At 54.9% G+C, this 24,146-nt stretch carries 24 protein-coding genes; 16 read left to right on the forward strand and 8 right to left on the reverse strand.

Annotated elements, in window-relative coordinates; genetic code table 11:
* Positions 1 to 180: 180 nt before the first annotated feature.
* On the reverse strand, positions 181 to 2,103 hold the full coding sequence (locus tag AC07U6_RS02460; protein WP_494761228.1) for a bifunctional 5-dehydro-2-deoxygluconokinase/5-dehydro-2-deoxyphosphogluconate aldolase: 1,923 nt from the start codon (positions 2,101 to 2,103) through the stop codon (positions 181 to 183).
* A gap of 604 nt (positions 2,104 to 2,707) precedes the next feature.
* Here AC07U6_RS02460 and iolD point away from each other — a divergent pair.
* From iolD to iolE, 4 genes are all read left to right on the forward strand, one after another.
* The gene (iolD, locus tag AC07U6_RS02465; RefSeq protein WP_494761229.1) at positions 2,708 to 4,642 is read left to right on the forward strand and encodes a 3D-(3,5/4)-trihydroxycyclohexane-1,2-dione acylhydrolase (decyclizing); all 1,935 of its coding nucleotides are present in this window, start codon (positions 2,708 to 2,710) and stop codon (positions 4,640 to 4,642) included.
* A gap of 97 nt (positions 4,643 to 4,739) precedes the next feature.
* Complete coding sequence (gene iolG / locus AC07U6_RS02470; protein ID WP_105594097.1) at positions 4,740 to 5,750, forward strand: bifunctional inositol 2-dehydrogenase/D-chiro-inositol 1-dehydrogenase; 1,011 nt, start codon at positions 4,740 to 4,742, stop codon at positions 5,748 to 5,750.
* Between the two features lie 84 nt (positions 5,751 to 5,834).
* Positions 5,835 to 6,719 carry a sugar phosphate isomerase/epimerase family protein gene (locus AC07U6_RS02475; RefSeq protein ID WP_494761230.1) on the forward strand — a complete coding sequence of 295 codons (885 nt, stop codon included), beginning with the start codon at positions 5,835 to 5,837 and terminating at the stop codon, positions 6,717 to 6,719.
* Positions 6,720 to 6,763: 44 nt separating this feature from the next.
* Positions 6,764 to 7,660 carry a myo-inosose-2 dehydratase gene (iolE, locus tag AC07U6_RS02480; RefSeq protein WP_337894985.1) on the forward strand — a complete coding sequence of 299 codons (897 nt, stop codon included), beginning with the start codon at positions 6,764 to 6,766 and terminating at the stop codon, positions 7,658 to 7,660.
* Positions 7,661 to 7,749: 89 nt separating this feature from the next.
* On the opposite strand, the gene AC07U6_RS02485 is transcribed toward iolE, so the two are convergent.
* Both AC07U6_RS02485 and AC07U6_RS02490 read right to left on the reverse strand, forming a co-directional pair.
* The gene (locus tag AC07U6_RS02485; protein WP_494761231.1) at positions 7,750 to 8,310 is read right to left on the reverse strand and encodes a DcrB family lipoprotein; all 561 of its coding nucleotides are present in this window, start codon (positions 8,308 to 8,310) and stop codon (positions 7,750 to 7,752) included.
* 102 nt (positions 8,311 to 8,412) lie between these two features.
* Positions 8,413 to 9,078: a 7-cyano-7-deazaguanine/7-aminomethyl-7-deazaguanine transporter gene (locus AC07U6_RS02490; protein WP_494761232.1), complete on the reverse strand. Its 666-nt coding sequence runs from the start codon at positions 9,076 to 9,078 to the stop codon at positions 8,413 to 8,415.
* 234 nt (positions 9,079 to 9,312) lie between these two features.
* Between AC07U6_RS02490 and tusA the strand changes: the two genes are divergently transcribed.
* Positions 9,313 to 9,558 carry a sulfurtransferase TusA gene (tusA, locus tag AC07U6_RS02495; RefSeq protein ID WP_494761233.1) on the forward strand — a complete coding sequence of 82 codons (246 nt, stop codon included), beginning with the start codon at positions 9,313 to 9,315 and terminating at the stop codon, positions 9,556 to 9,558.
* A gap of 101 nt (positions 9,559 to 9,659) precedes the next feature.
* On the opposite strand, the gene AC07U6_RS02500 is transcribed toward tusA, so the two are convergent.
* Both AC07U6_RS02500 and AC07U6_RS02505 read right to left on the reverse strand, forming a co-directional pair.
* Entirely contained in the window at positions 9,660 to 11,942 is a 2,283-nt protein-coding gene (locus AC07U6_RS02500) for a zinc/cadmium/mercury/lead-transporting ATPase (protein WP_494761234.1), read from the reverse strand.
* A gap of 83 nt (positions 11,943 to 12,025) precedes the next feature.
* Positions 12,026 to 12,652, reverse strand: coding sequence for a lysoplasmalogenase (locus tag AC07U6_RS02505; RefSeq protein ID WP_494761235.1), 627 nt, complete (start codon positions 12,650 to 12,652; stop codon positions 12,026 to 12,028).
* A gap of 137 nt (positions 12,653 to 12,789) precedes the next feature.
* On the opposite strand from AC07U6_RS02505, the gene AC07U6_RS02510 reads away from it, so the two are divergent.
* A complete protein-coding gene (locus tag AC07U6_RS02510; RefSeq protein WP_494761236.1) occupies positions 12,790 to 13,155 on the forward strand; it encodes a DUF2500 domain-containing protein in 366 nt (121 codons plus the stop codon).
* 51 nt (positions 13,156 to 13,206) lie between these two features.
* Here AC07U6_RS02510 and AC07U6_RS02515 read toward each other — a convergent pair whose 3' ends face one another.
* Positions 13,207 to 13,476, reverse strand: coding sequence for a DUF1145 family protein (locus tag AC07U6_RS02515; protein ID WP_494761237.1), 270 nt, complete (start codon positions 13,474 to 13,476; stop codon positions 13,207 to 13,209).
* 40 nt (positions 13,477 to 13,516) lie between these two features.
* Complete coding sequence (rsmD, locus tag AC07U6_RS02520) at positions 13,517 to 14,122, reverse strand: 16S rRNA (guanine(966)-N(2))-methyltransferase (RefSeq protein WP_494761238.1); 606 nt, start codon at positions 14,120 to 14,122, stop codon at positions 13,517 to 13,519.
* A gap of 222 nt (positions 14,123 to 14,344) precedes the next feature.
* Here rsmD and ftsY point away from each other — a divergent pair, with 222 nt between their 5' ends.
* The 9 genes from ftsY (at position 14,345) to AC07U6_RS02565 (ending at position 22,130) form a co-directional block, all read left to right on the forward strand.
* Entirely contained in the window at positions 14,345 to 15,832 is a 1,488-nt protein-coding gene (ftsY, locus tag AC07U6_RS02525; RefSeq protein WP_494761239.1) for a signal recognition particle-docking protein FtsY, read from the forward strand.
* Positions 15,833 to 15,838: 6 nt separating this feature from the next.
* Positions 15,839 to 16,507 (forward strand): cell division ATP-binding protein FtsE, encoded by a 669-nt coding sequence (ftsE, locus tag AC07U6_RS02530; RefSeq protein ID WP_105594085.1) that lies wholly within the window; start codon positions 15,839 to 15,841, stop codon positions 16,505 to 16,507.
* The gene (ftsX, locus tag AC07U6_RS02535; protein WP_494761240.1) at positions 16,497 to 17,489 is read left to right on the forward strand and encodes a permease-like cell division protein FtsX; all 993 of its coding nucleotides are present in this window, start codon (positions 16,497 to 16,499) and stop codon (positions 17,487 to 17,489) included. Before ftsE ends, ftsX begins: the two co-directional genes overlap by 11 nt.
* Positions 17,490 to 17,779: 290 nt before the next feature.
* Positions 17,780 to 18,634, forward strand: coding sequence for an RNA polymerase sigma factor RpoH (gene rpoH, locus AC07U6_RS02540; RefSeq protein WP_494761241.1), 855 nt, complete (start codon positions 17,780 to 17,782; stop codon positions 18,632 to 18,634).
* A gap of 193 nt (positions 18,635 to 18,827) precedes the next feature.
* Entirely contained in the window at positions 18,828 to 19,676 is an 849-nt protein-coding gene (locus AC07U6_RS02545) for an AraC family transcriptional regulator (protein ID WP_494761242.1), read from the forward strand.
* A gap of 90 nt (positions 19,677 to 19,766) precedes the next feature.
* Positions 19,767 to 20,492, forward strand: a complete 726-nt coding sequence (locus AC07U6_RS02550; RefSeq protein WP_494761243.1) for an AzlC family ABC transporter permease — start codon at positions 19,767 to 19,769, stop codon at positions 20,490 to 20,492.
* The gene (locus AC07U6_RS02555) at positions 20,492 to 20,803 is read left to right on the forward strand and encodes an AzlD domain-containing protein (protein ID WP_494761244.1); all 312 of its coding nucleotides are present in this window, start codon (positions 20,492 to 20,494) and stop codon (positions 20,801 to 20,803) included. Before AC07U6_RS02550 ends, AC07U6_RS02555 begins: the two co-directional genes overlap by 1 nt.
* Positions 20,803 to 21,969 carry a fatty acid desaturase gene (locus AC07U6_RS02560; RefSeq protein WP_494761245.1) on the forward strand — a complete coding sequence of 389 codons (1,167 nt, stop codon included), beginning with the start codon at positions 20,803 to 20,805 and terminating at the stop codon, positions 21,967 to 21,969. Before AC07U6_RS02555 ends, AC07U6_RS02560 begins: the two co-directional genes overlap by 1 nt.
* Positions 21,969 to 22,130, forward strand: a complete 162-nt coding sequence (locus AC07U6_RS02565; RefSeq protein ID WP_494761246.1) for a hypothetical protein — start codon at positions 21,969 to 21,971, stop codon at positions 22,128 to 22,130. Before AC07U6_RS02560 ends, AC07U6_RS02565 begins: the two co-directional genes overlap by 1 nt.
* Before the next feature lie 56 nt (positions 22,131 to 22,186).
* On the opposite strand, the gene panM is transcribed toward AC07U6_RS02565, so the two are convergent.
* Complete coding sequence (panM, locus tag AC07U6_RS02570; RefSeq protein ID WP_494761247.1) at positions 22,187 to 22,573, reverse strand: aspartate 1-decarboxylase autocleavage activator PanM; 387 nt, start codon at positions 22,571 to 22,573, stop codon at positions 22,187 to 22,189.
* A gap of 386 nt (positions 22,574 to 22,959) precedes the next feature.
* Here panM and AC07U6_RS02575 point away from each other — a divergent pair, with 386 nt between their 5' ends.
* Positions 22,960 to 24,075, forward strand: a complete 1,116-nt coding sequence (locus tag AC07U6_RS02575) for a branched-chain amino acid ABC transporter substrate-binding protein (RefSeq protein ID WP_494761248.1) — start codon at positions 22,960 to 22,962, stop codon at positions 24,073 to 24,075.
* Positions 24,076 to 24,146 lie beyond the last annotated feature (71 nt).

The raw sequence follows: 24,146 nt of genomic DNA on the forward strand, positions 1-24,146 counted from the left end.
CGGTGCTGGGTGCTGGGTGCTGGGTGCTGGGTGCTGGGTGCTGGGTGCTGGGTGCTGGGTGCTGGGTGCTGGGTGCTGGGTGCTGATAGCGTGAGGGAGAGCCGTTAAGGTGGGAAGAGAGAAAACTCCCCGACAGAAGCCAGAATAAATTCCAGTATCCGTCAGGGAGTGTGCTATCGATTACTTAGCCGGACGCGCTTCGCGCCAGTAGCCAATCAGCGTCAGGTAATTGCTTTTAACTTTAGCAATCAGCGAGGCATCATCCAGTTCACCCTGCAGCCACTGGCGTGAAGGCTGGCCGAAGATGGTACGACCTACCGCAAAGCCTTTTACCCACGGGCTCTTCGCCGCCGCAGCAAAGCCTGCTTTCAGTTCAGCTTCCGGCGCATCCAGGCCCAGCAGCAGGATACCGCGGCAGTGTGGATCGTTCTTCTCGATCAGCGCGCTGATCGCTTCCCAGGATTCGTGTGACAGCGGCGGCAATTTCCACCAGTCAGGCTGAATGCCCATGCTGTAAAAGTGGGTCAGGATTTCCAGATAGTACTTCTCATCTTTATCCGGATTGCTCTCCGGCAGGATCACTTCCAGCAGCAGCTCGTGGCCCGATTTATTACAGCCTTTCCACACATCGAGAATCAGATCGTCCTGCTCTTTACGCATTTCCGCGCTGTCGTGCGGATGGTAGAAGGTCAGGCATTTGACCACGTGTTCCTGCGGCCAGTCCACCAGCTGAGAACCGATGTTGCCGTGCTCAAGGCGCAGCGGACGGGAGCTTGGCTGCTCGATCGGGCGACCAATCCACCATCCTTTACCGGTGATAGCGTTCAGCGCGGGCTGACCGTAGGTGGTGTCTGCCAGAATACCGCAGCGGCCATCGTCCAGACCGGCTTCGCGAGCCGCTTCCTGTGCACCCTGCAGCAGCAGCGTTTTCAGTTCTGGAATACGTGAATCGTCGAAGCCCGCTTCGGCAGCCATGTCGGCCAGCTGTTTACGGTGGTCGAAGGCGAAGATGTTCAGTTCGGTCCACTCCTGCTTGCGCGTGGTGACGCGGTGCAGGTGGTTCAGACGGGCGTCCAGATCCGGGCGTTTAACGTCTTTATCGCGGCTGAGGAAATCATCCAGCTCTTCTTTGGTTGGCATTGCTGGCGCGCAGCCGTGGCGAGAAACCACCAGTGCACCGCAGGCATTCGCGTAGCGGCAGGCCTGTTCCCAGCTTTCGTCGTTCAGCCAGCCGCGTAGCAGGCCAGACATAAAGGCATCGCCTGCGCCCAGCACGTTCAGTACTTCTACGCGCACGCCGCTTTGCAGCTTCGTTTCTTCCCAGCTGTCCGGAATGTCACCTTCGAATACCACACAGCCCAGCGGGCCACGTTTGCAGACCAGCGTCGCTTTGGTCGCTTTACGTACGTTTTTCAGTGCGGTCAGGCTGTCGGTGCTGCCACCGGCAATGTGGAACTCTTCTTCGGTTCCCACCACCAGATCGAAATAGTGCAGAACTTCCTGCAGCTGCTGGGTAACGCGATCGGACTCAACGAAGCGTGTTTCACCGTCGCCGAGTGAGGTCAGACCCCACAGCACCGGACGGTAGTCGATATCCAGCGCGGTACGCAGACCGTGACGGCGGGCGATTTCCAGCGCTTTCAGCACGGCGGCACGGGTATCAGGGTGAGACAGATGTGTGCCGGTCACGGCTACTGCGCGGGAAGAGGCGATGTAATCTTCCTGAATATCGTCCGGCACCAGGCCCATGTCGGCACAGTTGTCACGGTAGAACACCAGCGGGAAGGTTTCCTGATCTTTAATCCCCAGGATCACCAGACCGGTCAGACGCTTTTTATCGGTGATCAGGCTCTGAGTGTCGCAACCTACGCGCTGAAGTTCTTCCCGCAGGAAGCGGCCCATATGCTCATCGCCAACACGCGCCAGCATGCCTGATTTCAGGCCCTGGATTGCGGTACCGTAAGCTACGTTACCGGAAGATCCACCCAGGTACTTGGCAAAGGTGGTTTCATCTTCAAGACGCGCACCGATCTGCTGGCCATAAAGATCGACGGCGATGCGCCCGATACAAATCACATCAAGCCGCTTCTGTTGTGTACTCATACCTGTTGTTTCCTTCTGTGATGTACCCTGGTCATCGGCGTTTCGCGGTTGATTAGCCGCCGGTGGTTTCGGGTAAAGCCGACACTGTTTGAGCTTCTCCAGCGGATCGGTGGCACACCAGCCCGATCGAATCCGGATCTAACATGCCAACGAGTATGAGGAATAAAAATTCCAATTTCAATATGAAATGAAATTATTGCCCCAAAAGTGTGAGGTGGTTAAAACTCTTGTACAGCGGAATATCTGTGCGGCAGATGTAACGCCGTTTCAGGCTGCTCAGGAGTTGTGAGCGATATCTCAACTTTCTTAGATAACAGAAGGAAACGTATTGAAGTGAAAGGGTTTTTATCATTTTATGTCTGGATGGCGGTAAGCGTTTCATTTTCCCCTCTTCGATACCCCCATTCATCCCCGTTTCACTGCAGAATTTGATCTCACTCGCAAAATGAAATGTTTCTTCTGTAATTCTATTTAGTGAAAAAAATATTTGTTTATAATCGGCTTACGTTTCACTTATAGCTGTCGCCGATTTCTCACCAGGGCGACCAAAAATGCGAATACCGGTGGACCTGAGTTGCGTCCCCGACAAATAAAGGAAGAGCAAATGGGCAAGATCAGATTAACTACAGCACAGGCTCTGGTCAGATTCCTGGACAACCAGTATCTGTCGGTAGATGGCGTTGAGACCAAATTCGTTAAGGGCATTTTCGCCATTTTTGGCCATGGCAACGTGCTGGGTCTGGGCCAGGCTCTGGAACACAATAACGGCGATCTGGTGGTTTATCAGGGCCGTAACGAGCAGGGTATGGCGCACGCCGCAATGGGCTATGCCAAGCAGAAGCTGCGCCGCGAGATTATCGCCTGTACCTCTTCCGTCGGCCCGGGTGCGGCCAACATGATTACCGCAGCGGCCACCGCTACCGCAAACCGTATTCCTTTATTACTGCTGCCGGGCGACGTGTTTGCTACCCGCCAGCCGGACCCGGTTCTGCAGCAGATTGAACAGAGCCACGATCTGAGCATCAGCACCAACGACGCATTCCGCGCCGTCAGCAAATACTGGGACCGCGTTAACCGTCCTGAACAGCTGATGACCGCCTGTATCAATGCCTTCCGCGTGCTGACCGACCCGGCTGAAACCGGTGCGGTAACGATTTCTCTGCCGCAGGATGTGCAGGGTGAAGCCTATGACTTCCCGGAATATTTCTTCCAGAAGCGCGTACATCGCATTGAGCGCCGCCTGCCAACCGAAGGCCAGCTGGCCGATGCGCTGAAGCTGATTGCCGCGAAACACAAGCCGATGATTATCTGCGGCGGCGGGGTGAAATACTCCGGTGCAGGCGCTGCGCTGCTGGCCTTTGCAGAACGCCACGGCATTCCGTTTGCGGAAACCCAGGCGGGTAAAGGCACCATCGTTTCCGACCATCCGCTGAACGTCGGCGGCGTGGGTGAAACCGGTTGTCTGGCTGCGAACCTGCTGGCGAAAGAGGCCGACCTGGTGATCGGTATCGGTACGCGTTACACCGACTTCACCACCGCCTCGAAATGGATCTTCCAAAACCCGGACGTGAACTACATCAACATCAACGTCAGCAACTTTGATGCCTACAAGCTGGATGCGGTGCAGGTTGTGGCCGATGCCCAGGAAGCGCTGAACGCCCTGAACAGCCGCGTGGAAACCATTCGCAACGGCTGGGGTGAGCAGGTGACCCAGGCGCAGAGCAAGCTGCTGAAAGAAACCCAGCGCGTTTACTCTGCGGTCTACAGCGAAGAGAACTTCGTGCCAGAAATCGCTGACCATATCGACCGCGAAGCGCTGTTTGCCGAGTTCAATCGTCTGACCGGTTCCTTCCTGACGCAGAGCAGCGTGCTGGGGACGCTCAATGAGCATCTCCCAAAGGATTCAGTGATTGTCGCCGCCGCGGGCAGCCTGCCGGGCGATCTACAGCGCATGTGGCGCACCAAAGATTACAACAGCTATCACGTCGAGTATGGCTACTCCTGCATGGGCTACGAGGTCAACGCTTCTCTCGGCGTTAAGCTGGCCGAGCCGCACCGTGAGGTTTACACCATGGTGGGCGACGGTTCATTCCAGATGCTGCACTCCGAGCTGGTGACCTCGATTCAGGAAGGCGCGAAGATCAACGTGGTGCTGCTGGATAACATGACCAACGGCTGCATTAACAACCTGCAGATGGAACACGGTATGGACAGCTTCACCACCGAGTTCCGCTTCCGTAATGCGGAAACCGGCAAGCTGAACGGCGGCTTTGTACCGATTGATTTCGCCGCGATTGCCGCAGGTTACGGCTGCAAAACTTACCGTATTACCACGCTGGAAGAGCTGAAGGCCGCGCTGATTGATGCGCAGAAGCAGACTGTTTCCACGCTGTTCGATATCAAAGTTCTGCCGAAAACCATGATCCACAAGTACTTCAGCTGGTGGCGCGTGGGCGGAGCACAGGTTTCCGACTCTGAGCGAGTGGATGCCGTAGCCCGCAAGCTGAATGAGCATATCGATCAGGCGCGTGAATATTAATAACGTATTTCTTTATTGCTGTATTTGCTGTTCTTTTTTGCTTTAAAGCGCGGGCTGCTTAGCCCGCTTTTACCCCCTACTCAAGTAAGGATCGATCATGACGTTAAAGTTAGGTGTTATTGGTGCTGGTGCCATCGGTCAGGAACATATCCGTCGTTGCAGCAAAGTGCTGCAGGGTGCAGAAGTTGTGGCCGTCTCTGATATCAACGTGGAAGGCGCGAAAGCGGCCGTTGCGCGTCTGGGTCTGAATGCTGAAGTGTACGCAGACGGCCACGATGTCGTGAACTCGTCTAACGTGGATGCCGTGCTGGTAACCTCATGGGACCCAACGCACGAAGAGTACACGCTGGCTGCAATCGCTGCCGGTAAGCCTGTGTTCTGTGAAAAACCGCTGGCGATGACCGCTGAAGGCTGCCGCCGCGTGGTGGATGCTGAGATTAAATTCGGCAAGCGTCTGGTGCAGGTTGGCTTTATGCGCCCTTACGATGCCGGCTACCGCGCGCTGAAAAAAGTGATTACCGATGGTGAAATCGGCGAGCCGCTGATGCTGCACTGCGCGCACCGTAACCCGACCGTACCGGAGAACTACACTACCGATATGGCGATTACTAACACGCTGATCCACGAGCTGGATGTGCTGCGCTGGCTGACCGAAGACGACTACAAATCTGTACAGGTTGTCTTCCCACGCGTAACCTCCAAGACCCATGCCAAACTGAAAGATCCTCAGATCGTGCTGTTTGAAACCCGTAAAGGTATCCGCATTGACGTTGAAATCTTCGTTAACTGCGCTTACGGCTACGACATTCAGTGTGAAGTCGTTGGTGAAGAAGGTATTGCTAAGCTGCCAGAGCCTTCTGCCGTGCAGATGCGTAAGAACGCACAGCTTTCTACCGCTATTCTGACCGACTGGAAAGACCGCTTTATCGATGCCTATGACGTTGAGTTGCAGGCGTTTATTAATGATGCCACCGCTGGCAAGCTGACCGGGCCATCCGCCTGGGACGGTTATGCTGCTTCCGTCGCCGCTGATGCCTGCCATAAGGCACAGAACAGCGGTGCGATTGAGCCGGTGGAGCTGCCGGAGCGCCCGGCGTTCTACAACTAATCGCCGCGCTGCTGCCGCACATTCCCCTGCCGCTGTGCAGGGGATACCGTAGAACAGCGTACTGATTTAATCACGGAGAGTCTGATGAAAATTGCCTTTGATGTGGATGTCATCCGAGATTTAGGCATCACAAAAATGGTTCACCAGGTGGCTGACTGGGGCTACAAATATATTGAGCAGTCCCCGCATCCACAGATCAACCCGTTCTATAAGCATCCTAAAGCCAGTCGCGAAATTATCACCGAGTATAAAAACGCGCTGCGTGCAACCGGGTTAGAGATCTCCTCTTACATCGTGGTTTATCGCTGGTCCGGTCCTGACGAAGCACGCCGCCAGGCTGCTGTTCGCAACTGGAAACGTATGATCGAGATCGCTGTAGAAACCGGTGTGCAGGTGATTAATACCGAACTTTCCGGTAACCCGAACGAGCCAGAAATCTGTGAAGAGATGTTCTATCGCTCGATGGAAGAGCTGCTGCCTATCGTTGAGCGCGAGGGCATTCGTATCGAAATCCAGTCCCACCCGTGGGATTTCTGCGAAAACAGCAATGAAACGGCCGATATTGTGAAATCGTTCCGCAGTGAGAACGTGAAGTACCTGTACAGCGCACCGCACACTTTCTTCTACGACAAAGGAAAGGGCGATGTGAAGCCAATGCTGGAGTACGCCGGTGCTGACCTGTCTCACGTGCTGATTGCCGACACCATGAACCACACTAAGCACTGCCGCTATATCGTGAACCCACCGGGTGTGGATGCCACGATTCACCAGCACGTTGCCGTGGGTAAAGGTGAAGTCGATTTCCCAACGCTGTTCCAGACTCTGCGCGACATGAAGTTTGCTGAGCAAACCTTCAAAATCGGTGGCGATCCGATTATCGCTGCGGCGCTGTTCGGCTATCCGGAAGAAATGAATGTTGAAGCGGTTGCTACGCGCGAACTGATCGAGCGTGAACTGCTGCGGAAATAACAGCGTGCGGCCATAGCCGCACGGTGAACATCAGAGGTAGGATCATGAACAAAGATAACGTCAAACTGGCTATTGCCCCGATTGGCTGGACTAACGATGACATGCCGGAGCTGGGAAAAGAGAATACCTTCCAGCAGATCGTCAGTGAAATGGCGCTCGCAGGCTTCGTTGGAAGTGAAGTGGGCAGCAAATACCCGCGCGATCCGGCTGTTCTGAAGCCGATGCTGGATATCCGCGGCATTCAGATCGTTAACGCCTGGTTCAGCACCTTCTTTGCTAACGGTGACAAAGCGAAGACCATTGACGAATTCATCAACCATCGCGATTTCCTGCATGCGATGGGCGCGAAAGTCATTGGCTGCTCCGAGCAGAGCCTGAGCATCCAGGGCACCACCAAAGCGGTGCTGGAAGAGAAGCCGGTATTTACCGACGAGCAGTGGCGTCTGACCACCGAAGGCTACAACGAGCTGGCGAAACTGGCCGCTGAGAAGGGCATGACCGTCGGCCTGCATCACCATATGGGTACCGGCATCCAGACCACGGAAGAAGTGGATCGCTTTATGGCGGAAACCAACGACGACGTTTATCTGCTATTTGATACCGGCCATGCTTACTACTCAGAAGGCAGCCAGGAGAAGATGCTGGCGATTCTGACCAGGTATCTGCCGCGCATTAACCACGTGCACCTGAAAGACGTGCGTGATGAGATCGTCGATCAGGTCAGAAGCCAGAAGCTGTCATTTCTGGACGGCGTGAAGAAAGGCACCTTTACTGTTCCGGGCGACGGCGTGATTGATTTCAAACCGGTGTTCAAAATTCTCGACGATTTCGGCTACAAAGGCTGGATGGTAGTGGAAGCCGAGCAGGACCCTGCGCTGGCTAACCCGTTTGAATACGCGGTAAAAGCACGTAAATACATTCGCGAAACGGCCGGTCTGTAAGCACCTGACGTAAAAAACCTCCCACTTCTGAAACGGGCTGTTGTTAAAGCCCGATGACGAAGATGGGAGGTTTTTTTGTGGGCGCAGTGTTACTTCAGCTGAAGCGTTTTGAGGATATTTCCCGCTTCGGTCTGCGCAGACTGCTGATCGCCGCCCGGCAGGGAGATCTGCATAGTCAGCAGTTTGCCATCCACTTTGCCCATCACCAGTGAAGACCAGACGGTCTGATTGTTGGCGGAGATCACCGTATCCAGCTGCTGAAGCTGCTGGTCGTTAACGGTAATTTCTTTATTGGTCACCACCTGTAGCTGAGGCGCGCGGCTACGCTGCTGCTCGATCATGCGTTTTGACAGGCCTTCCAGCGTATCGTTGCTGCTGTCGCCCTCAATGACAATGATCGCTTTCTGGCCTGATTCATCGGCGTAAACGTGCATATTATTGGCCTGTGTACCCAATTTGCCGCTTTTGTCGCTCATGCCGGCAGGCAGGGCGAAGCTCAGTTTGCCGCCCATCAGTGAAATAGTCTGGCTGCTCTGACTCGCCTGGCTGCTGGCATTTTTGTCCGCAGCGGCGGTGTCACCCTTGCCATCGCAGGCGGCCAGGCCAACAACCAGTAAACTTACTCCGGCATATTTCAGTAGGTTACGCATCAGGGTCCCTTTGTTAGTCATCGCTCAACATATCAGGCACTTATACAATAGCATTCAGAACGTAAAAGCAACTTATCTTGCGTGACATTGTGTGTAACCAGCTTACCCAAAATTAACCTGCGGGCCATTGGACTTTCCTGCTAATCGTTTCAGCGTGGCGTTCAGCAGCAGGCCATAGGCCGGCAGGAAGAAAATCATGCAGATCATCACTTTAAAGCAGTAATCCACCATGGCGATTTCCACCCAGTGGGTAGCCATAAACGGATCGGTGCTCTGGTAGAAAGCAATAAAGAAGAAGGCTGCCGTATCGCTGATATTGCCAAGGAACATTGCCGCAGCCGGTGCCATCCACCAGGCCGCTTTCTGCCGCAGGCGGTTGAAGACATAAATATCGAGGATTTGCCCCAGGGCGTAGGCCATAAAGCTGGCGCAGGCGATACGGGCCACAAAGATATTCATCTCTTGCAGCGAGGCAACACCCTGCCATTCACCCTGATAATAGAGCGCTGAAATCAGGTAGGAGATAAACAGTGCCGGGATCATCACCGCCAGGATAATACGACGTGCCAGCGGGGCGCCGAAAATCCGCACCGTCAGATCGGTAGCCAGGAAGATAAACGGGAAGCTGAACGCACCCCAGGTGGTGTGCAGACCAAAAATGGAAACCGGCAGCTGGACCAGATAGTTGCTGGAGGTGATCACCAGCAGATGAAACAGGCAGAGCCAGATCAGCGCGTGGGTACGCTGACGCGAAGTAAATGCGATCATATTGAGCCTTTTTAAGATCAATGGGGTGAGGGAACCCAGTTTAATTTAAGACGCACCGACCGTTTTGACGGCAGCACATCGGTCGCTTGCGCGATTTTGCGGCATATTACCCGGTTGTGCTGCTAATGCAATGGTTAATTTTAGCGCAAACGTTATCGTCAGATAGGGCTGTTGCACTCCGGTCGTCCGGCGGTAGAATAGCGGCCGTTTGTTATCATCATTGTTGAGAATCCCATGAGCGATCTTTTCGCTAACCCCGATAAAACCCTTGATGCGCTGGGCCTGCGCTGCCCGGAGCCAGTCATGATGGTGCGCAAAACCGTGCGTCATATGCAGGAGGGTGAAACGCTGCTGATTATTGCTGACGATCCGGCGACTACGCGGGATATTCCCGGTTTCTGCCGATTTATGGAGCACACGCTGCTGGCGCAGAATACTGATGAACTGCCGTATCGCTATCTGCTGAAGAAAGGCGTTTAAGGGAGCCTTTGCGGCTCCCCCTGCTTTAACTGCTCGGGGCGAATAGTTTGCGCCCTGAATTCTGCGACAATATTTGGCTACGGCTACGGCTACGGCTACGGCTACGATCTGCGCTGCAGCAGCCGCAGGGCGTTAGCGGTTACTAATGCCGTCGCACCCGAATCCGCCAGCACCGCCAGCCACAGCCCGGTGATCCCCAGCAGCGTAGTCAGCAGGAATACGGCTTTCAGGCCCAGCGCAATGGTGATGTTCTGGCGAATATTGGCGTGAGTGGCACGCGACAGGCCAATCATCGCCGCCAGCCCGGCGAGTCGGTTATGCGTCAGCGCGGCGTCTGCCGCTTCAAGCGCCACATCGCTACCGCTGCCCATCGCGATACCAATCGTTGCTGCTTTCATCGCCGGTGCATCGTTGATGCCATCGCCAACCATCGCCACCGGCTGCTGCTGATTAAGCGCGCTGACCGCTGCAACCTTATCTTCCGGCAGCAGGCTGGCGCGATAGTCTATGCCCAGTTCACCGGCGATTGCCGCTGCCGCCCGGGGGTTATCGCCGGTCAGCATCACGCCCTGAATACCCATTGCCTTCAGTTCTGCCAACGTGCTTTTGGCGTCTTCGCGCAGGGTGTCGCGCAGGGCGATCAGACCCAAAAGCTGCTGCGCATCGTGCAGGATCACCACCGTATTGCCCGCGCTTTCCAGCGCTTCAACGGCGGAACGATGTGGCGCCAGCCGTTCTGCATCGACTTTTGACGGCGCGCTGATAGACAGTAAGCGATCGCTCACTACCGCTTCCACACCGCTACCGACAAGCGCCCGCTGTTCCGTGACGGCAGGTAAAGTTAGCTTGCGCTCTAAGGCGGCAGCGACAATGGCCTGCGCCAGCGGATGCGAGGAACCCTGTTCTATCGCCGCTGCCGTTGCCAGCAGCCACGCTTCATCCTGCTGTGCAAACGGCTTGATGGCGGTAACCCGGGGTTTACCCTCGGTCAGCGTACCGGTTTTATCAAAGGCGATAGTGCGAACGCTGCCCAGGCTTTCCAGCGCTGCGCCGCCCTTAATTAACGCACCGCGGCGGGTTGCCGCCGCCAGCCCGGAGGTAATCGCGGCAGGGGTGGAGATCACCAGCGCGCACGGGCAGCCGATCAGCAACAGGGTTAGCCCTTTATAAATCCACGGCTGCCATTCAGCGCCCATCAGCAGCGGCGGTATAACGGCAACCGCGAGGGCCAGAGCCATAATCGCCGGAGTATAAATACGGCTGAATCGATCGAGGAAGCGTTCAATCGGTGCCCGGCGCTCTTCCGCTTCTTCAATCAGGTGCAGAATGCGGTCAATGGCGCTTTCGCCCGGTTTCGAAACCACTTCCAGCTGCACCAGGCGATCCACGCTCAGGCAACCTGCTGCGATCGACTCGCCCTGCTGGCGTTCCACCGGGATCGATTCGCCGGTGAGTGCGCTCTCGTCAAAGCTGGCAAACGGGCTGATCAATCGGGCATCGGCGGGCAGACGCGCTCCGGCTGCAACCTCGATACAATCACCGGGACGCAGGTCGCTAACCTGCACGTTCTCACGGCTCGAGCCATTAATGCGCACCGCCTGGTCTGGTTTGAGCGCCATCAGCGCCGTTACGCCTTTTCGTGCCCGGCTGGCGGCAAATGACTCCAGCCGCTCGCCCAGCATAAACAGCAGCAGCACCATCGCCGCCTCGGCCGTTGCGCCAATAAACAGCGCGCCAACGGCGGCCACGGTCATTAACGTTTCAATACTGAAGGGGGAACCGCTGCGTATCAGGCGCAGCGCGCTGAGCGCAATCGGGCAGACGCCGATCAATGTGGTAGCAATAAAAGCAAACTGCCCGATAGCAGGATTGACGGTATCCAGCAGCCAGCTGACGGCCATCAGTATACTCAGCAGGATCAGGCTACGGTTCTCCTGCCAGAATCCGGGAGTGGACTGGGCTGATTTCGCGGCATCAGGCGCATCGCTGCGCTGAAGCTGAAAACCTGCACGGGCCACGGCTTTCTCTACGTTATTTCGCACATCGCCGCTGGCATCCACCACCAGCTTCTCACTGGAAAAGACCACGCGGGCCGTATCAATATTTCCGAGCTGACGTACGGCGGTTTCGACTTTTCGCGCGCAGCTTGGGCAGTCCATACCTTTAATCAGCCAGCTGTAGCGGTTGAGTCCCGCTCGCCTGTCGCCCTCGTCGTCGGCGGTATCTCCCGAGCTGCAGGAGGCATCGCCGCAGCACGGTGTTTCTACGCTGGCTGCGCTGATTGCGGTGATTTTGCGGATAACGGGACGTTTGGCTGAACTGCTGCAGCCGTGCTGATGGGGGGCGTGGTCGTGACCACAGCTGCAAGTAGAATGCGAGTGCATAGCGCCTCCTGGAAGATAGCGGCGGGCGTGAGTGCCCGCCATAAAGCCATCTTACACTTTGGAGTCCACTCCAGAGTCAAGCCCTACAGCCACAGCGATCGCACAATCATAAAGTGACCGGCAAAATAGCAGGCGGCAATAATCGCCCGATCGGCGTTAAAGCGATGGCGATAGTGGCTGACCAGCCAGACGATATTGGCCAGCAACAGCAGGGAGGCCCCGACCATCAGCGTAAAGCTGTAGTCGGTCGGACGGAATACATACAGCTCGGCGCTTAGCCAGACCATCAGCAGAGTGATGCCAATAAAAGTACACACCGGCCAGCGTAGCTCTTCCAGACGGCTCCAGACTGTAGCAATCAGTAACCCGCCAATAATCAGTAGCGCCAGCGGCAACGGCCAGAAAAAGCTCAGCGTCATCTGGCTGGCGAAGAACAGGGTATACAGCAGATGTGAAAGGAAAAACGCGCCGATGGCATACAGCATGCGGCGTTCAGGCAGCAGGCTCAGGGCATCACCAAGCAGCGTTGCCAGCAGACCAAGCAGGATCAGATAGTCGGTGGTTTTCAGTACGGGTGCCTGCCAGGCCCAGGCCAACAACAGCAATAATGTGACGGGCTTAAATACCCAGCGCTGCCACTGCGGACCGCGATAAGAGGCATCAACATACAACCAGCCGGAAAAAAGCACAGCGAGAAAAGACCAGATCATAAATTTTTCCCTGTATTGACGAAAAACTCCACAACTTTGCCCAGTTTAGGTCATCCGACAGCGATGTGACAATCGTCCTGGTCCGGTTGTATGCTTATCGTGTGCTGTTCCCTCGTATCTCTGGAGAAACCTGTTCTATGAAGCCGCCGTTAATATTTCTTGTCGTGGTTGCGCTGATCGCCGTGCTGGCTACACGCCAGTTCATCAAGCAGCGGAGGGAAAACGCCGTCAACGATGCCTCGCCCATGCGCAGTTTGATGGTGGAAGTGAAAACTAAACGGGAATTTCTGGCACCGGATCGGCGATCCCGCCAGCGTGACCAAATCCCGGTGGAGGACATGCGTTATGAGGCGTGGTTTCATCCGTTGAACGGCTCAGAGGACATCAAGCTGGCGCTGAGCGCCAGTGATTATCATCAGATCGATAAAGGCAGCCGTGGTGAGCTACAGGTACAGGGGACGCGTTTTATCCGCTTTACTCCCTGTACGGCTTCCGACTGTTAACAGAAGGCGGAACGCCACCTGAAACCTGCGGCTGATATTCCGGCCAGGATGCTACTGTTTCGGGAAGTTTTTCTTCTGCCAGGCCAGCAGCTCAAACACGCCGAAGAAGAAAATCTTCAGCTGCATAAAACCGCTCAGCTTCGGCGACTCTTTTGGCTGGGTAGAGCGCATCAGCACCAGTTGTAAACCGTGCATGATGACCATAAAAAATAGCGCAACGTTAACGAAGTGCGTTAGCGGTTTTGGGAACGGGTGCACCACATTCAGCAGCAAAAATACCCAGACAAAGACCATCAGCAGGCGGCCTGCGTTAATTAACATGTTGATTCTCCATGCCTGACGGCGCAGGCAATATGATTTATTACGCTTCTGCGGATGTTTGCTCAACGATGGCATGTCGGATATAAAGACGGTACGCCACCTGGCCGGCAACTTTTTCCCGATGCAGCTGCCAGTTTACCGGCACCGGCGGCAGGCCATGTTCAACTTCACTTTCAACGTAGATCAGTGCTTCATCACTCAGCCAGCCGTTGTTTTCCAGCAGAGTGACGGTTTCTTCCAATAGTCCCTTGCGGAAAGGCGGATCGATAAACACCACATGATGCGCATCGCCTTTCTGGGCAAGAAACTGCAGCGTATTGGTGTTAACGACTTTTCCGTTTTTAGCCCCCAGCGTGGCCAGGTTCTTTTCCAGCTGCTGTGCGACCGGACGCTCCAGCTCCAGCAGCGTGGTGCTTGCCGCATGTCGCGAGAGCGCTTCCAGCCCCAGCGCTCCGCTTCCGGCATAGCAGTCCAGGCATCGAGCTTCCTGAATGTCAGACGCCAGCCAGTTAAACAGCGTTTCGCGGACGCGATCCGTGGTGGGGCGCAGCCCTGCGCTGTCCGGAACCGGCAGCTTACGGCCTCGCCACAGGCCCCCAATAATGCGTATTTGCCCGGCTGCGCCGCTGCGGGTTTTCTTGATCATCGTACTGAACTCTTAATAATTTGTTGCACAGTTTAACGGGCTAACCGGGCTGAGGAAACGTAAAAAGGGAACTGTAATGCACTCAGCAGAAAGTGTTAGACTAAGGGATTGATTAGGCTGTCTCCCGCAACCGCACTGTGGCGCCCGCGTGCGGTTGCGGGAGACAGTTTTCGCTTATTTTCGGACCGGTACGGTTTTTCCCGCGAGGAGTGTGGTTGCACCATGGCAAAGAATAAAAAACGTGGCTTTTTTTCCTGGCTTGGTCTGGGGCGTGAAGAAAAGGCACAGCAGGAAGACGTAAAAGAAACGTTAGACCCGCAACCTGCTGCTGATTCTGCGGCGGAAGCCGACGCTGCCGCCCGCGCCGAAGCCGACGCTGCCGCCCGTGCCGAAGCAGAAGCTGCCGCCCGCGCTGAAGCGGAAGCTGCTGCCCGTGCCGAAGCAGAAGCTGCTGCCCGTGCCGAAGCAGAAGCTGCCGCCCGCGCTGAAGCGGAAGCTGCTGCCCGTGCCGAAGCAGAAGCTGCCGCCCGCGCTGAAGCGGAAGCTGCCGCCCGTGCCGAAGCGGAAGCTGCTGCCCGTGCCGAAGCCGAGGCTGCTGCCCGCGCCGAAGCCGAAGCTGCCGCCCGCGCTGAAGCCGAAGCTGCCGCCCGCGCTGAAGCCGAGGCCGCCGCCCGTGCTGAAGCAGAAGCTGCCGCCCGCGCTGAAGCCGAGGCCGCCGCCCGCGCCGAAGCGGAAGCCGCTGCCCGCGCAGAAGCGGAAGCTGCAACCGTTGAGCAGACTCGTCCGACAAAAGAAGGTTTCTTCGCCCGCCTGAAGCGCAGCCTGGTGAAAACCCGCCAGAACCTCGGCTCCGGCTTTATCGGCCTGTTCCGCGGCAAAAAAATTGATGACGATCTGTTTGAAGAGCTCGAAGAACAGCTGCTGATCGCCGACGTGGGGGTTGAAACCACCCGCCGTATTATCGCTAACCTGACCGCTCAGGCCAGCCGTAAGGATCTGCGTGACGCTGAAGCGCTGTACGGTCTGTTGAAAACCGAGATGGCTGGCATTCTTTCCACCGTAGAGTCGCCGCTGGACGTCAGCGGTAAAACGCCGTTTGTGATCCTAATGGTGGGCGTTAACGGCGTGGGTAAAACCACGACGATTGGTAAACTGGCGCGCCAGTTCCAGGCCGAAGGTAAGTCGGTGATGCTTGCGGCGGGTGACACCTTCCGTGCAGCGGCGGTGGAGCAGCTGCAGGTGTGGGGCCAGCGTAATAATATTCCGGTCGTGGCGCAACATACCGGTGCGGATTCCGCGTCGGTGATCTTTGACGCCATTCAGGCAGCGAAGGCGCGCGGTGTGGACGTGCTGATTGCCGATACCGCCGGTCGCTTGCAGAATAAATCGCACCTGATGGAAGAGCTGAAGAAAATCACCCGCGTGATGAAGAAGCTGGATGAAGATGCTCCGCATGAGGTTATGCTGACAATTGATGCCAGCACCGGACAGAATGCTATCAGCCAGACTAAACTGTTCCATGAAGCCGTTGGGCTGACAGGCATTACGCTGACCAAGCTGGACGGCACGGCGAAGGGGGGAGTGATCTTCTCGGTGGCCGACCAGTTTAACATTCCTATCCGCTATATTGGCGTAGGTGAAAGTATTGAAGACTTGCGATCGTTTAAAGCTGACGATTTTATAGAGGCACTATTTGCCCGAGAGGATTAATTTAGGATGATTCGCTTTGAAGAAGTCAGTAAGGCTTATCTCGGCGGTCGGCAAGCGCTGCAGGGGGTCGATTTTCATCTGCGCCCCGGCGAAATGGCGTTTCTGACCGGACATTCCGGGGCAGGGAAAAGCACCTTGCTGAAGCTGATTTGTGGCATTGAGCGCCCGAGTGCCGGGCATATCTGGTTCAGCGGCCATGATATCAGCCGTCTGAAAAGCCGTGAAGTGCCGTTTCTGCGCCGCCAGATCGGCATGATATTCCAGGATCACCATCTGCTGATGGATCGTTCGGTCTATGACAACGTGGCGATCCCGCTGATTATCGCCGGTGCCAGCGGGGAGGATATTCGCCGCCGCGTGTCGGCCGCGCTGGATAAAGTCGGCCTGCTCGACAAAGCGAAGAGTTTCCCCATTCAGCTGTCCGGCGGTGAACAGCAGCGCGTGGGTATTGCCCGTGCGGTGGTGAATAAGCCGGCGGTGCTGCTGGCGGATGAGCCGACCGGTAACCTTGATGAAGCGCTGTCGGAAGACATCCTGCGACTGTTTGAAGAGTTCAACCGTGTGGGCGTCACCGTGTTAATGGCCACCCATGATATGGGGCTGATTGCCCGCCGCAACTACCGCCTGATGACGCTGAACCAGGGCCGTCTGCACGGAGGTTATCGTGGTGAATAAACGTAATGCCCGCCCGGCATCGGCGAAAGCCGCAAAGCCTAAAATGCCGTCTAAAAGCAAAGCGCTGAAGGGCGGCTGGCAGGAGCAGTGGCGCTATGCGATGCGCGGATCGCTGTCTGAAATGTGGCGTCAGCCGCTGGCCACGCTGCTGACAGTGATGGTGATCGCGATTTCGCTCACCCTGCCGAGCGTGTGCTATATGGTGTGGAAAAACGTCAGTACCGCAGCAGATCAGTGGTATCCGGCCCCGCAGCTCACCGTGTATTTCAGCAAAACGCTGGATGATGACGCGGCCGAAGGGGTGGTGGCGAAGCTCAAAGCCGAAGACGGCGTGGATAAAGTGAATTATCTGTCGCGCGAAGAAGCGCTGGGCGAGTTCCGCAACTGGTCCGGGTTCGGCGGCGCAATGGATATGCTGGAGCAGAATCCGCTGCCGGCGGTGGCAATTATCACCCCGAAGCTGAACTTCCAAAACTCCAACACGATGGACAGCCTGCGCGAGCGGGTGTCGAAAGTGGAAGGTGTGGACGAAGTTAAGATGGATGACAGCTGGTTTGCGCGGCTGGCTGCGCTGACCGGACTGGTCGGGCAGGTAGCGGCGATGATCGGCATCCTGATGATTGTGGCGGTGTTCCTGGTGATCGGCAACAGCGTGCGCCTCAGCATCTTTGCCCGCCGCGATACCATTAACGTGCAGAAACTGATCGGCGCGACCGATGGCTTTGTGCTGCGCCCGTTCCTTTACGGCGGAGCGCTGCTGGGCTTCAGCGGAGCGCTGCTGTCGCTGGTGCTGTCCGGCGTGCTGGTTATGCGGCTGGAGTCCGTTGTGGCTCAGGTCGCGACGGTGTTCGGCACCACCTTTGTACTGCACGGCATGACCTGGGATGAAAGCCTGCTACTGCTGCTAATTGCGGCGATGATCGGCTGGATTGCCGCCTGGCTGGCGACCGTGCAACATTTACGCCGATTTACGCCGCAGTAACCCCTCTACACGTTTTTTTGATATAATCTTCCTCTGTTGCATCAGCGTTTGCCGCAGAGGAAGGTAAAATGTATCACTTTCCACTTTTCATCCGGCACTCGCCAACGGCATTAAGAACGTGTATAAATTATCCCTGATTAAAATTGAACTTGTGGATAACTTCGGCGTCTTATACCTGTGGAGATTGATGTTCGCACGGATTGCTTTCGATTTATCGTTGCACTTCGCGTAGGGTATCAGTCGCGTCAGGATCTGACGTAGTCACGATGCTAAACACTGAGAGGGTTTGAATGACCAAAGAAATGCAAACTTTAGCTATTGCTCCTTTAGGCAACCTGGATTCCTATATCCGGGCGGCTAATGCCTGGCCTATGCTGACGGCAGAAGAGGAAAAAGCGCTGGCTGAACGGCTGCATTACCAGGGCGATCTGGAAGCAGCTAAGACGCTGATCCTGTCACACCTGCGCTTTGTTGTTCATGTTGCTCGTAACTATTCCGGTTACGGCCTGCCTCAGGCAGACCTGATTCAGGAAGGTAATATCGGCCTGATGAAAGCCGTGCGCCGTTTTAACCCGGAAGTGGGTGTGCGCCTGGTTTCCTTCGCCGTGCACTGGATTAAAGCCGAGATTCATGAATACGTGCTGCGTAACTGGCGTATTGTCAAAGTCGCTACCACTAAAGCCCAGCGTAAGCTGTTCTTTAATCTGCGTAAAACCAAGCAGCGTCTGGGCTGGTTTAACCAGGACGAAGTGGAAATGGTGGCACGTGAGCTGGGTGTAAGCAGCAAAGACGTTCGCGAAATGGAATCGCGTATGGCCGCGCAGGACATGACCTTTGACCCAACGCCGGAAGATGAAGGTGAAGGGCGTTCAATGGCACCGATGCTCTATCTGCAGGATAAATCTTCTGACTTTGCTAACGGCATTGAGGAAGATAACTGGGAAGATCACGCGGCCGATAAGCTGTCTGACGCGATGCAGGGGCTGGATGAACGCAGCCAGCACATTATTCGCGCGCGCTGGCTGGATGACGACAACAAAACCACCCTGCAGGAACTGGCCGATCGTTACGGCGTTTCCGCAGAGCGCGTTCGTCAGCTGGAAAAGAACGCCATGAAGAAACTGCGTATGGCGATTGAAGCGTAACCGCTGCTTCCGTTCTCTCATTACCCCAACAAAAAAGCACCGCCCTTAAAGGCGGTGCTTTTTTGTTGGGGTTATTTCCTGGCTGTCGGTTCCATGCTGGTTTTCTGAGCCTGTGGTCCGTAAAATAAAAGGTAAATTATTTTTTATTCACAGCAATTTTGTTCCAGGGTCTGACAGGATGAAGGAGCGGCAAATGAGGGATATCATCACGCCGAAAGAGCAGGCAACAATGCATCACTTGGATGAGTTTGATGGGCTGGAAATGCTGGAGGCAAGATACTATCGCCAGCGTTTTCCCCGGCACGTGCACGAAACATTTTGTATTGGCGTCATTGAAGAAGGTGCTCAACGATTCTGGCGCAGTGGCGGAGATCATGTTGCGCCAGCGGGTGACATTATCCTGGTCAATGCGGATGAAGTGCATACCGGCTGTGCCGAAGTGGATAACGGCTGGGCCTACCGTGCTATCTATCCCGCCCCTGAGCTGCTGCGCGAACTGACTCGCGATCTAAAGCATGAACAGGGTACCGTTCCCTGGTTTCCTGATGCCGTGGTGCACGATCCCGCTTTGTCTGCTCAGCTGCGTCTGGTATTCAGCATGCTGCCTGTAGAAGGTAACAGCCTGCTTAAAGAATCCTTACTGCTGACGGCGATTTCATGGCTGATCATGCGTTACAGTCGCATACCAAGTGCGCCGGGTCAGTTGCCCTGTTCCAGAGCGGTAATTCTCGACATCCGGGATTTGATCGTGGCCTGTCCGGAGCAGGATTGGTCATTGAAACAGCTTGCCGATATCGCACAGCTGAGTTCATGGCATTTTCTCCGGCAGTTTAAAAAAGCAGTTGGAATGCCGCCCCATGCCTGGCTGATCCAATCCAGGCTGAGAAAGGCCCGAGAGCTGTTAGTCAGCGGAGAAACAATCCTGACTGTTGCGGCACACTGTGGTTTCTCTGACCAGAGCCACTTTACCCGCCATTTCAAAAATTCACTGGGCGTAACGCCCGGTGAGTTCATCCGTTCATTACGGTATACCTCGTTCTGAGCGGTATTTTTCTCAGCAATTTTGTTCAATATTTTCAGTATCTGAACTCCTAACCTGACAGAAATTGTTTGTGAAATCTGGCAGGAAAGTATGGAGAAGTCACTAAACGAGCAGGTTACGGGTTCCGGTATACGAAACCACAGCGGGTTTCTTACCGGTGCTATCAACATGCTGCCGCTTTGCCTTTCAGTGATCCCCTGGGGAATCCTTGCGGGTTCGATGGCTGTGCAGGCGGGACTGACCCTGCCACAAAGCATTGGTATGTCGGCAATTATCTTTGCCGGTGCGGCACAGCTGGTGACGCTGGGGTTACTAATATCAGGCGCCAGTATCCCGACCCTGATCGTTTCAGTGTTTTTTATCACTTCTCAGCATCTTCTCTACGGTCTGACGTTTCGTGAAACGGTATCGCTACTGCAGGCCCGATATCGCCTGCCGATCGGCTTTTTATTAACCGATGAACTGTTTGCTCTGGGTTGTGCACAACAGCACCGTACGGCTTTAACGCCGGGTTACTTAATTGGTGCCGGCCTGACCTTCTATATCAGCTGGAACATTTTCAGCCTGCTTGGCATTGCTATGGCTTCTGCTATCCCTGATTTAGACCAATATCATCTTGATTTTTCGATTGTTGCAACCTTTATCACTATCGTCGTACCCATGATTAAAAATTTGAGCGTGCTGTGTGGCGTGATGTCGTCGCTGGTAATGTCAATGGTACTGAGCCTGTTTCATATCGAAGGCGCCATTGTGATCGCCGGTCTTAGCGGCATGTTTATTTCGGTCACGGCCGCGCGTCTGGCTGGAGACTCCTGATGAACTGGATATTGCTATTTACTTTGGCCGCGGTGGTGTTTTTCAACCGCTACATATTCCTTGAACCGGCAGTGCCCGTTCGCCTGCCGAGGATTATCCGCGAAGCACTGAAATACTCAGCGCCCTGTTTGCTAACGGCAATATGCGGGCCGATTATTTTGCTTAACAACGGTGAGTTACGCGAGCTGGCGACAAACCCTTATCTGTATGGCTCCTTGGCTGGTGTGGTAATTGCGCTTTATGTTCGTAATATGGTTTTGTCGGTTTTGCTCTGTCTTTCAATATTTTATCTTATTTTCTGGGCTATATAATGAAGCAAAAACAACGGACGTTTATTCATGCGGCTCACTCTGCTGCCATTCGGAATTCCTACAACATTTTACCCTTTGCAGGCGTATGGAGCTGGCTGACGGGGAAAGAGGTGGCAGAACGCCAGCAAATGTGGCAATCCAGCTCTGTTGAGTCTATCGCCTGGGCGCTGGCGTGGTCGGTTATGGGAAGTGCAATGACCACGCTGGCATGGTTTAGCAGCCTGGGATTCCCTCTCAGGTGCGTTTTGTATCTGGCCGGTGTGCTGTTTGCAGCTTCCGGTTCCCGGTATGTGGTCGCAACAATTATTCATCATGGTGTTCACGGACACCTGTTTAAAAGCCAGCGGGCCAATCAGGTGCTGTGCGAAGTTTTGTCCACGCTATTTGTGGTTCAGCCTTATGATTCTTACCGGCAATTTCATGTTTATGAACACCACGGTTCTGCCTTTTCAACGTTTGAGGATCGCGATCTGGCGGCAATCTATCATCTGGGATTTCAGCCGGGAAAGACGGTTGGGCAGCTCTATTTTAATCTGTTTCTGACATTGTTTAGCCCGCGGTTTCACCTGACATTTCTCTATGGTCGCCTGAAGTCAAACGTCGTGGGGGTGCCAGCCTGGCGCCGGGCGATGGCGCTCTGCTGGTGGTGTGTGTTGCTCTGGCTTGCGCTGACTTTTGGCGGAGTCTTCTTCCTGCTGAATGTGATCGTTCCCTACGTGGTGGTGTATCAGATAGCTTCATTGCTGCATTTGTTAACTGAACACACGTGGTGCTTACGCCAGGAGGGAGAGAGCGTGCGCGACAGCCATATCAAAAATAGCCTGGGACGGTTTTGCGGCAGCGCTTGCCCGCCGGCGTTGTCATTACGCTACAGCGCACAGTGGGCAAACTGGGCTGTTGCCCATCTTTTCTTTCACCTGCCGTGCCGGATGCTGATTGTGCAGGGCTCACTGGTATGCCATGACTGGCACCACCGGTTTGGCAGTGTGCGTCAGTGGTATGACTATGCGCGGCTTCGTGAACAGCAGGTCGTGAAACTTTCAGCGGAAGATCGTAATGACTATAACGATATTTGGGGCATCCATCGCGCGCTGCATTATGTGTTTACCTGCCTCAGCGTTATGGAAAGAGTGGAAACTGACAATCTGACCTACCGGCTTAACTAATGAAACTTGAACAGCTCCATAATCCGCTCTGGCAGGAGATGGCCCCGGAAGATATCCGGCGATTTGCCGGTTTGCTGCCACAAATTGCACAAGAAGAAAATCAGTCTGGATCGAATAATCCCGTATCTGAGAACCAGACGGATGCCCCTGAGAAAAAATAACGCCCTTTTTTATCTGGTGTTGAAGTACTTCTGGCCCTCTGAGAGGGCCATTTTTATCACTTCACCCACTCGCCTGCCCGTAGCGTAAATCCGCCCGCCAGCATAAATGCGCTCACGACAGTCGAATCAGCTGTACCGTCACTGGCGATAAACCAGCGGTGAACGGCAGGATTCTGCGCCCGCACTTCCTCGAGCAGATAGAGCCCCACTCCGCGGCGACGCGTCACTTCCCGCACCATCAGCTGCGACAAACCGCCTTCATTGCCGGTAATAACCAGCTTTACGGCTGCCAGCAGCCGGTCGTTAAACCGTGCGGCATACAGCCGATGTTGCTCATCCAGCTGCTGTTCTAATTTGTAGGAATCTTCCTGCGGCCAGATTTTTTGCAGATCGCTGTGGTCCTGCAGTGAGAATTGTTGCAGGCGAATGATGGTTAGTTTCATTGTAAAAACTCGTCTGTCAGAAAGGCATATTGTAGCGAAGTTGACCATACTAAAGCGTGGAAGTTTTCTGTACAAAAACAAGCTGTTCTGTTTCTCATTTGAACAATTTACCGAGTAAATCATTATTCTGTTAGCAATTGTCCAGCATAAACAGCTGGATAGTTGCCTGAAATGTAATCGTTAATGCCAGCTTATTATGCTGTTGTATCCGCGATTTAGTGAATGTGTCAGTTGATTTACAGCAGAATATTCCTGTTTAATAACCTGAAATTTAACGCCTTTATACCAAAAAAAACGCCGCATGAATCCCTAACCCTTTCTTTGTAAAGCGATTAGGAAAAATGACGGTAGAAAATAGCCAAATCACAACAGATGGGGAAGTTCGGATGAAAATCAGTAAAGGTAGTGCATTCCTGGCGGGCTGCGTAGCCCTGGCAATGAGCCACGCTGCGTTAGCAAAAGATATCAAAGTGGCGATCGTGGGTGCGATGTCCGGTCCGGTGGCGCAGTATGGCGACATGGAGTTCACCGGTGCCAGGCAGGCGATTGCTGACATCAACGCCAAAGGCGGTGTGAACGGCAACAAGCTGGTCGGCGTGGAATACGACGATGCCTGCGACCCAAAACAGGCCGTTGCGGTCGCTAACAAAGTGATTAACGACGGTATCCGCTACGTTATCGGTCACCTGTGCTCTTCCTCTACTCAGCCAGCATCTGATATTTATGAAGATGAAGGCGTACTGATGATCACTCCGGCGGCTACCGCACCGGATCTGACCAGCCGCGGTTACAAGCTGGTGATGCGTACTACCGGTCTGGACTCCGATCAGGGTCCAACCGCCGCTAAATACATCCTGAACGACATCAAGCCGCAGCGTATCGCCGTGGTTCACGACAAACAGCAGTACGGCGAAGGCCTGGCGCGTTCCGTTCAGGACAGCCTGAAAAAATCCGGCGGTAACGTGGTGATGTTTGAAGGTATCACAGCCGGTGATAAAGACTTCTCTACGCTGGTTGCCCGCCTGAAGAAAGAAAACATCGACTTCGTTTACTTCGGCGGCTACTACCCGGAAATGGGCCAGATCCTGCGTCAGGCGCGTGCAGCCGGTCTGAAAACTCAGTTTATGGGCCCGGAAGGCGTGGGTAACTCTTCGCTGTCTAACATTGCCGGTGCGGCATCGGAAGGCATGCTGGTAACGCTGCCTAAGCGCTACGACCAGGTTGCGGCTAACCAGCCAATCGTTGATGCGCTGAAAGCGAAAAAACTGGACCCAACCGGTCCGTTCGTCTGGACAACCTATGCCGCGCTGCAGTCCCTGACTGCCGGTATGGAGCGCAGCAAGAGCGAAGAGCCAGCTGACATTGCTAATAACCTGAAAACCGGTGCTGCAGTACCTACCGTAATGGGCGATCTCAACTGGGATGAGAAAGGCGATTTGAAAGGCTTCGAGTTCGGCGTTTTCAAATGGCATGCTGATGGTTCTTCCACGGCGGTGAAATAAACCCGTCTGCGGGCCAGGTGAGCCTGGCCCCTGCGGCGAGATGACCATCCCCCGTTGGGGTCGGGCCTGCC

It is taken from the genome of Erwinia sp. GW821-FHT03D09, from assembly GCF_059420805.1.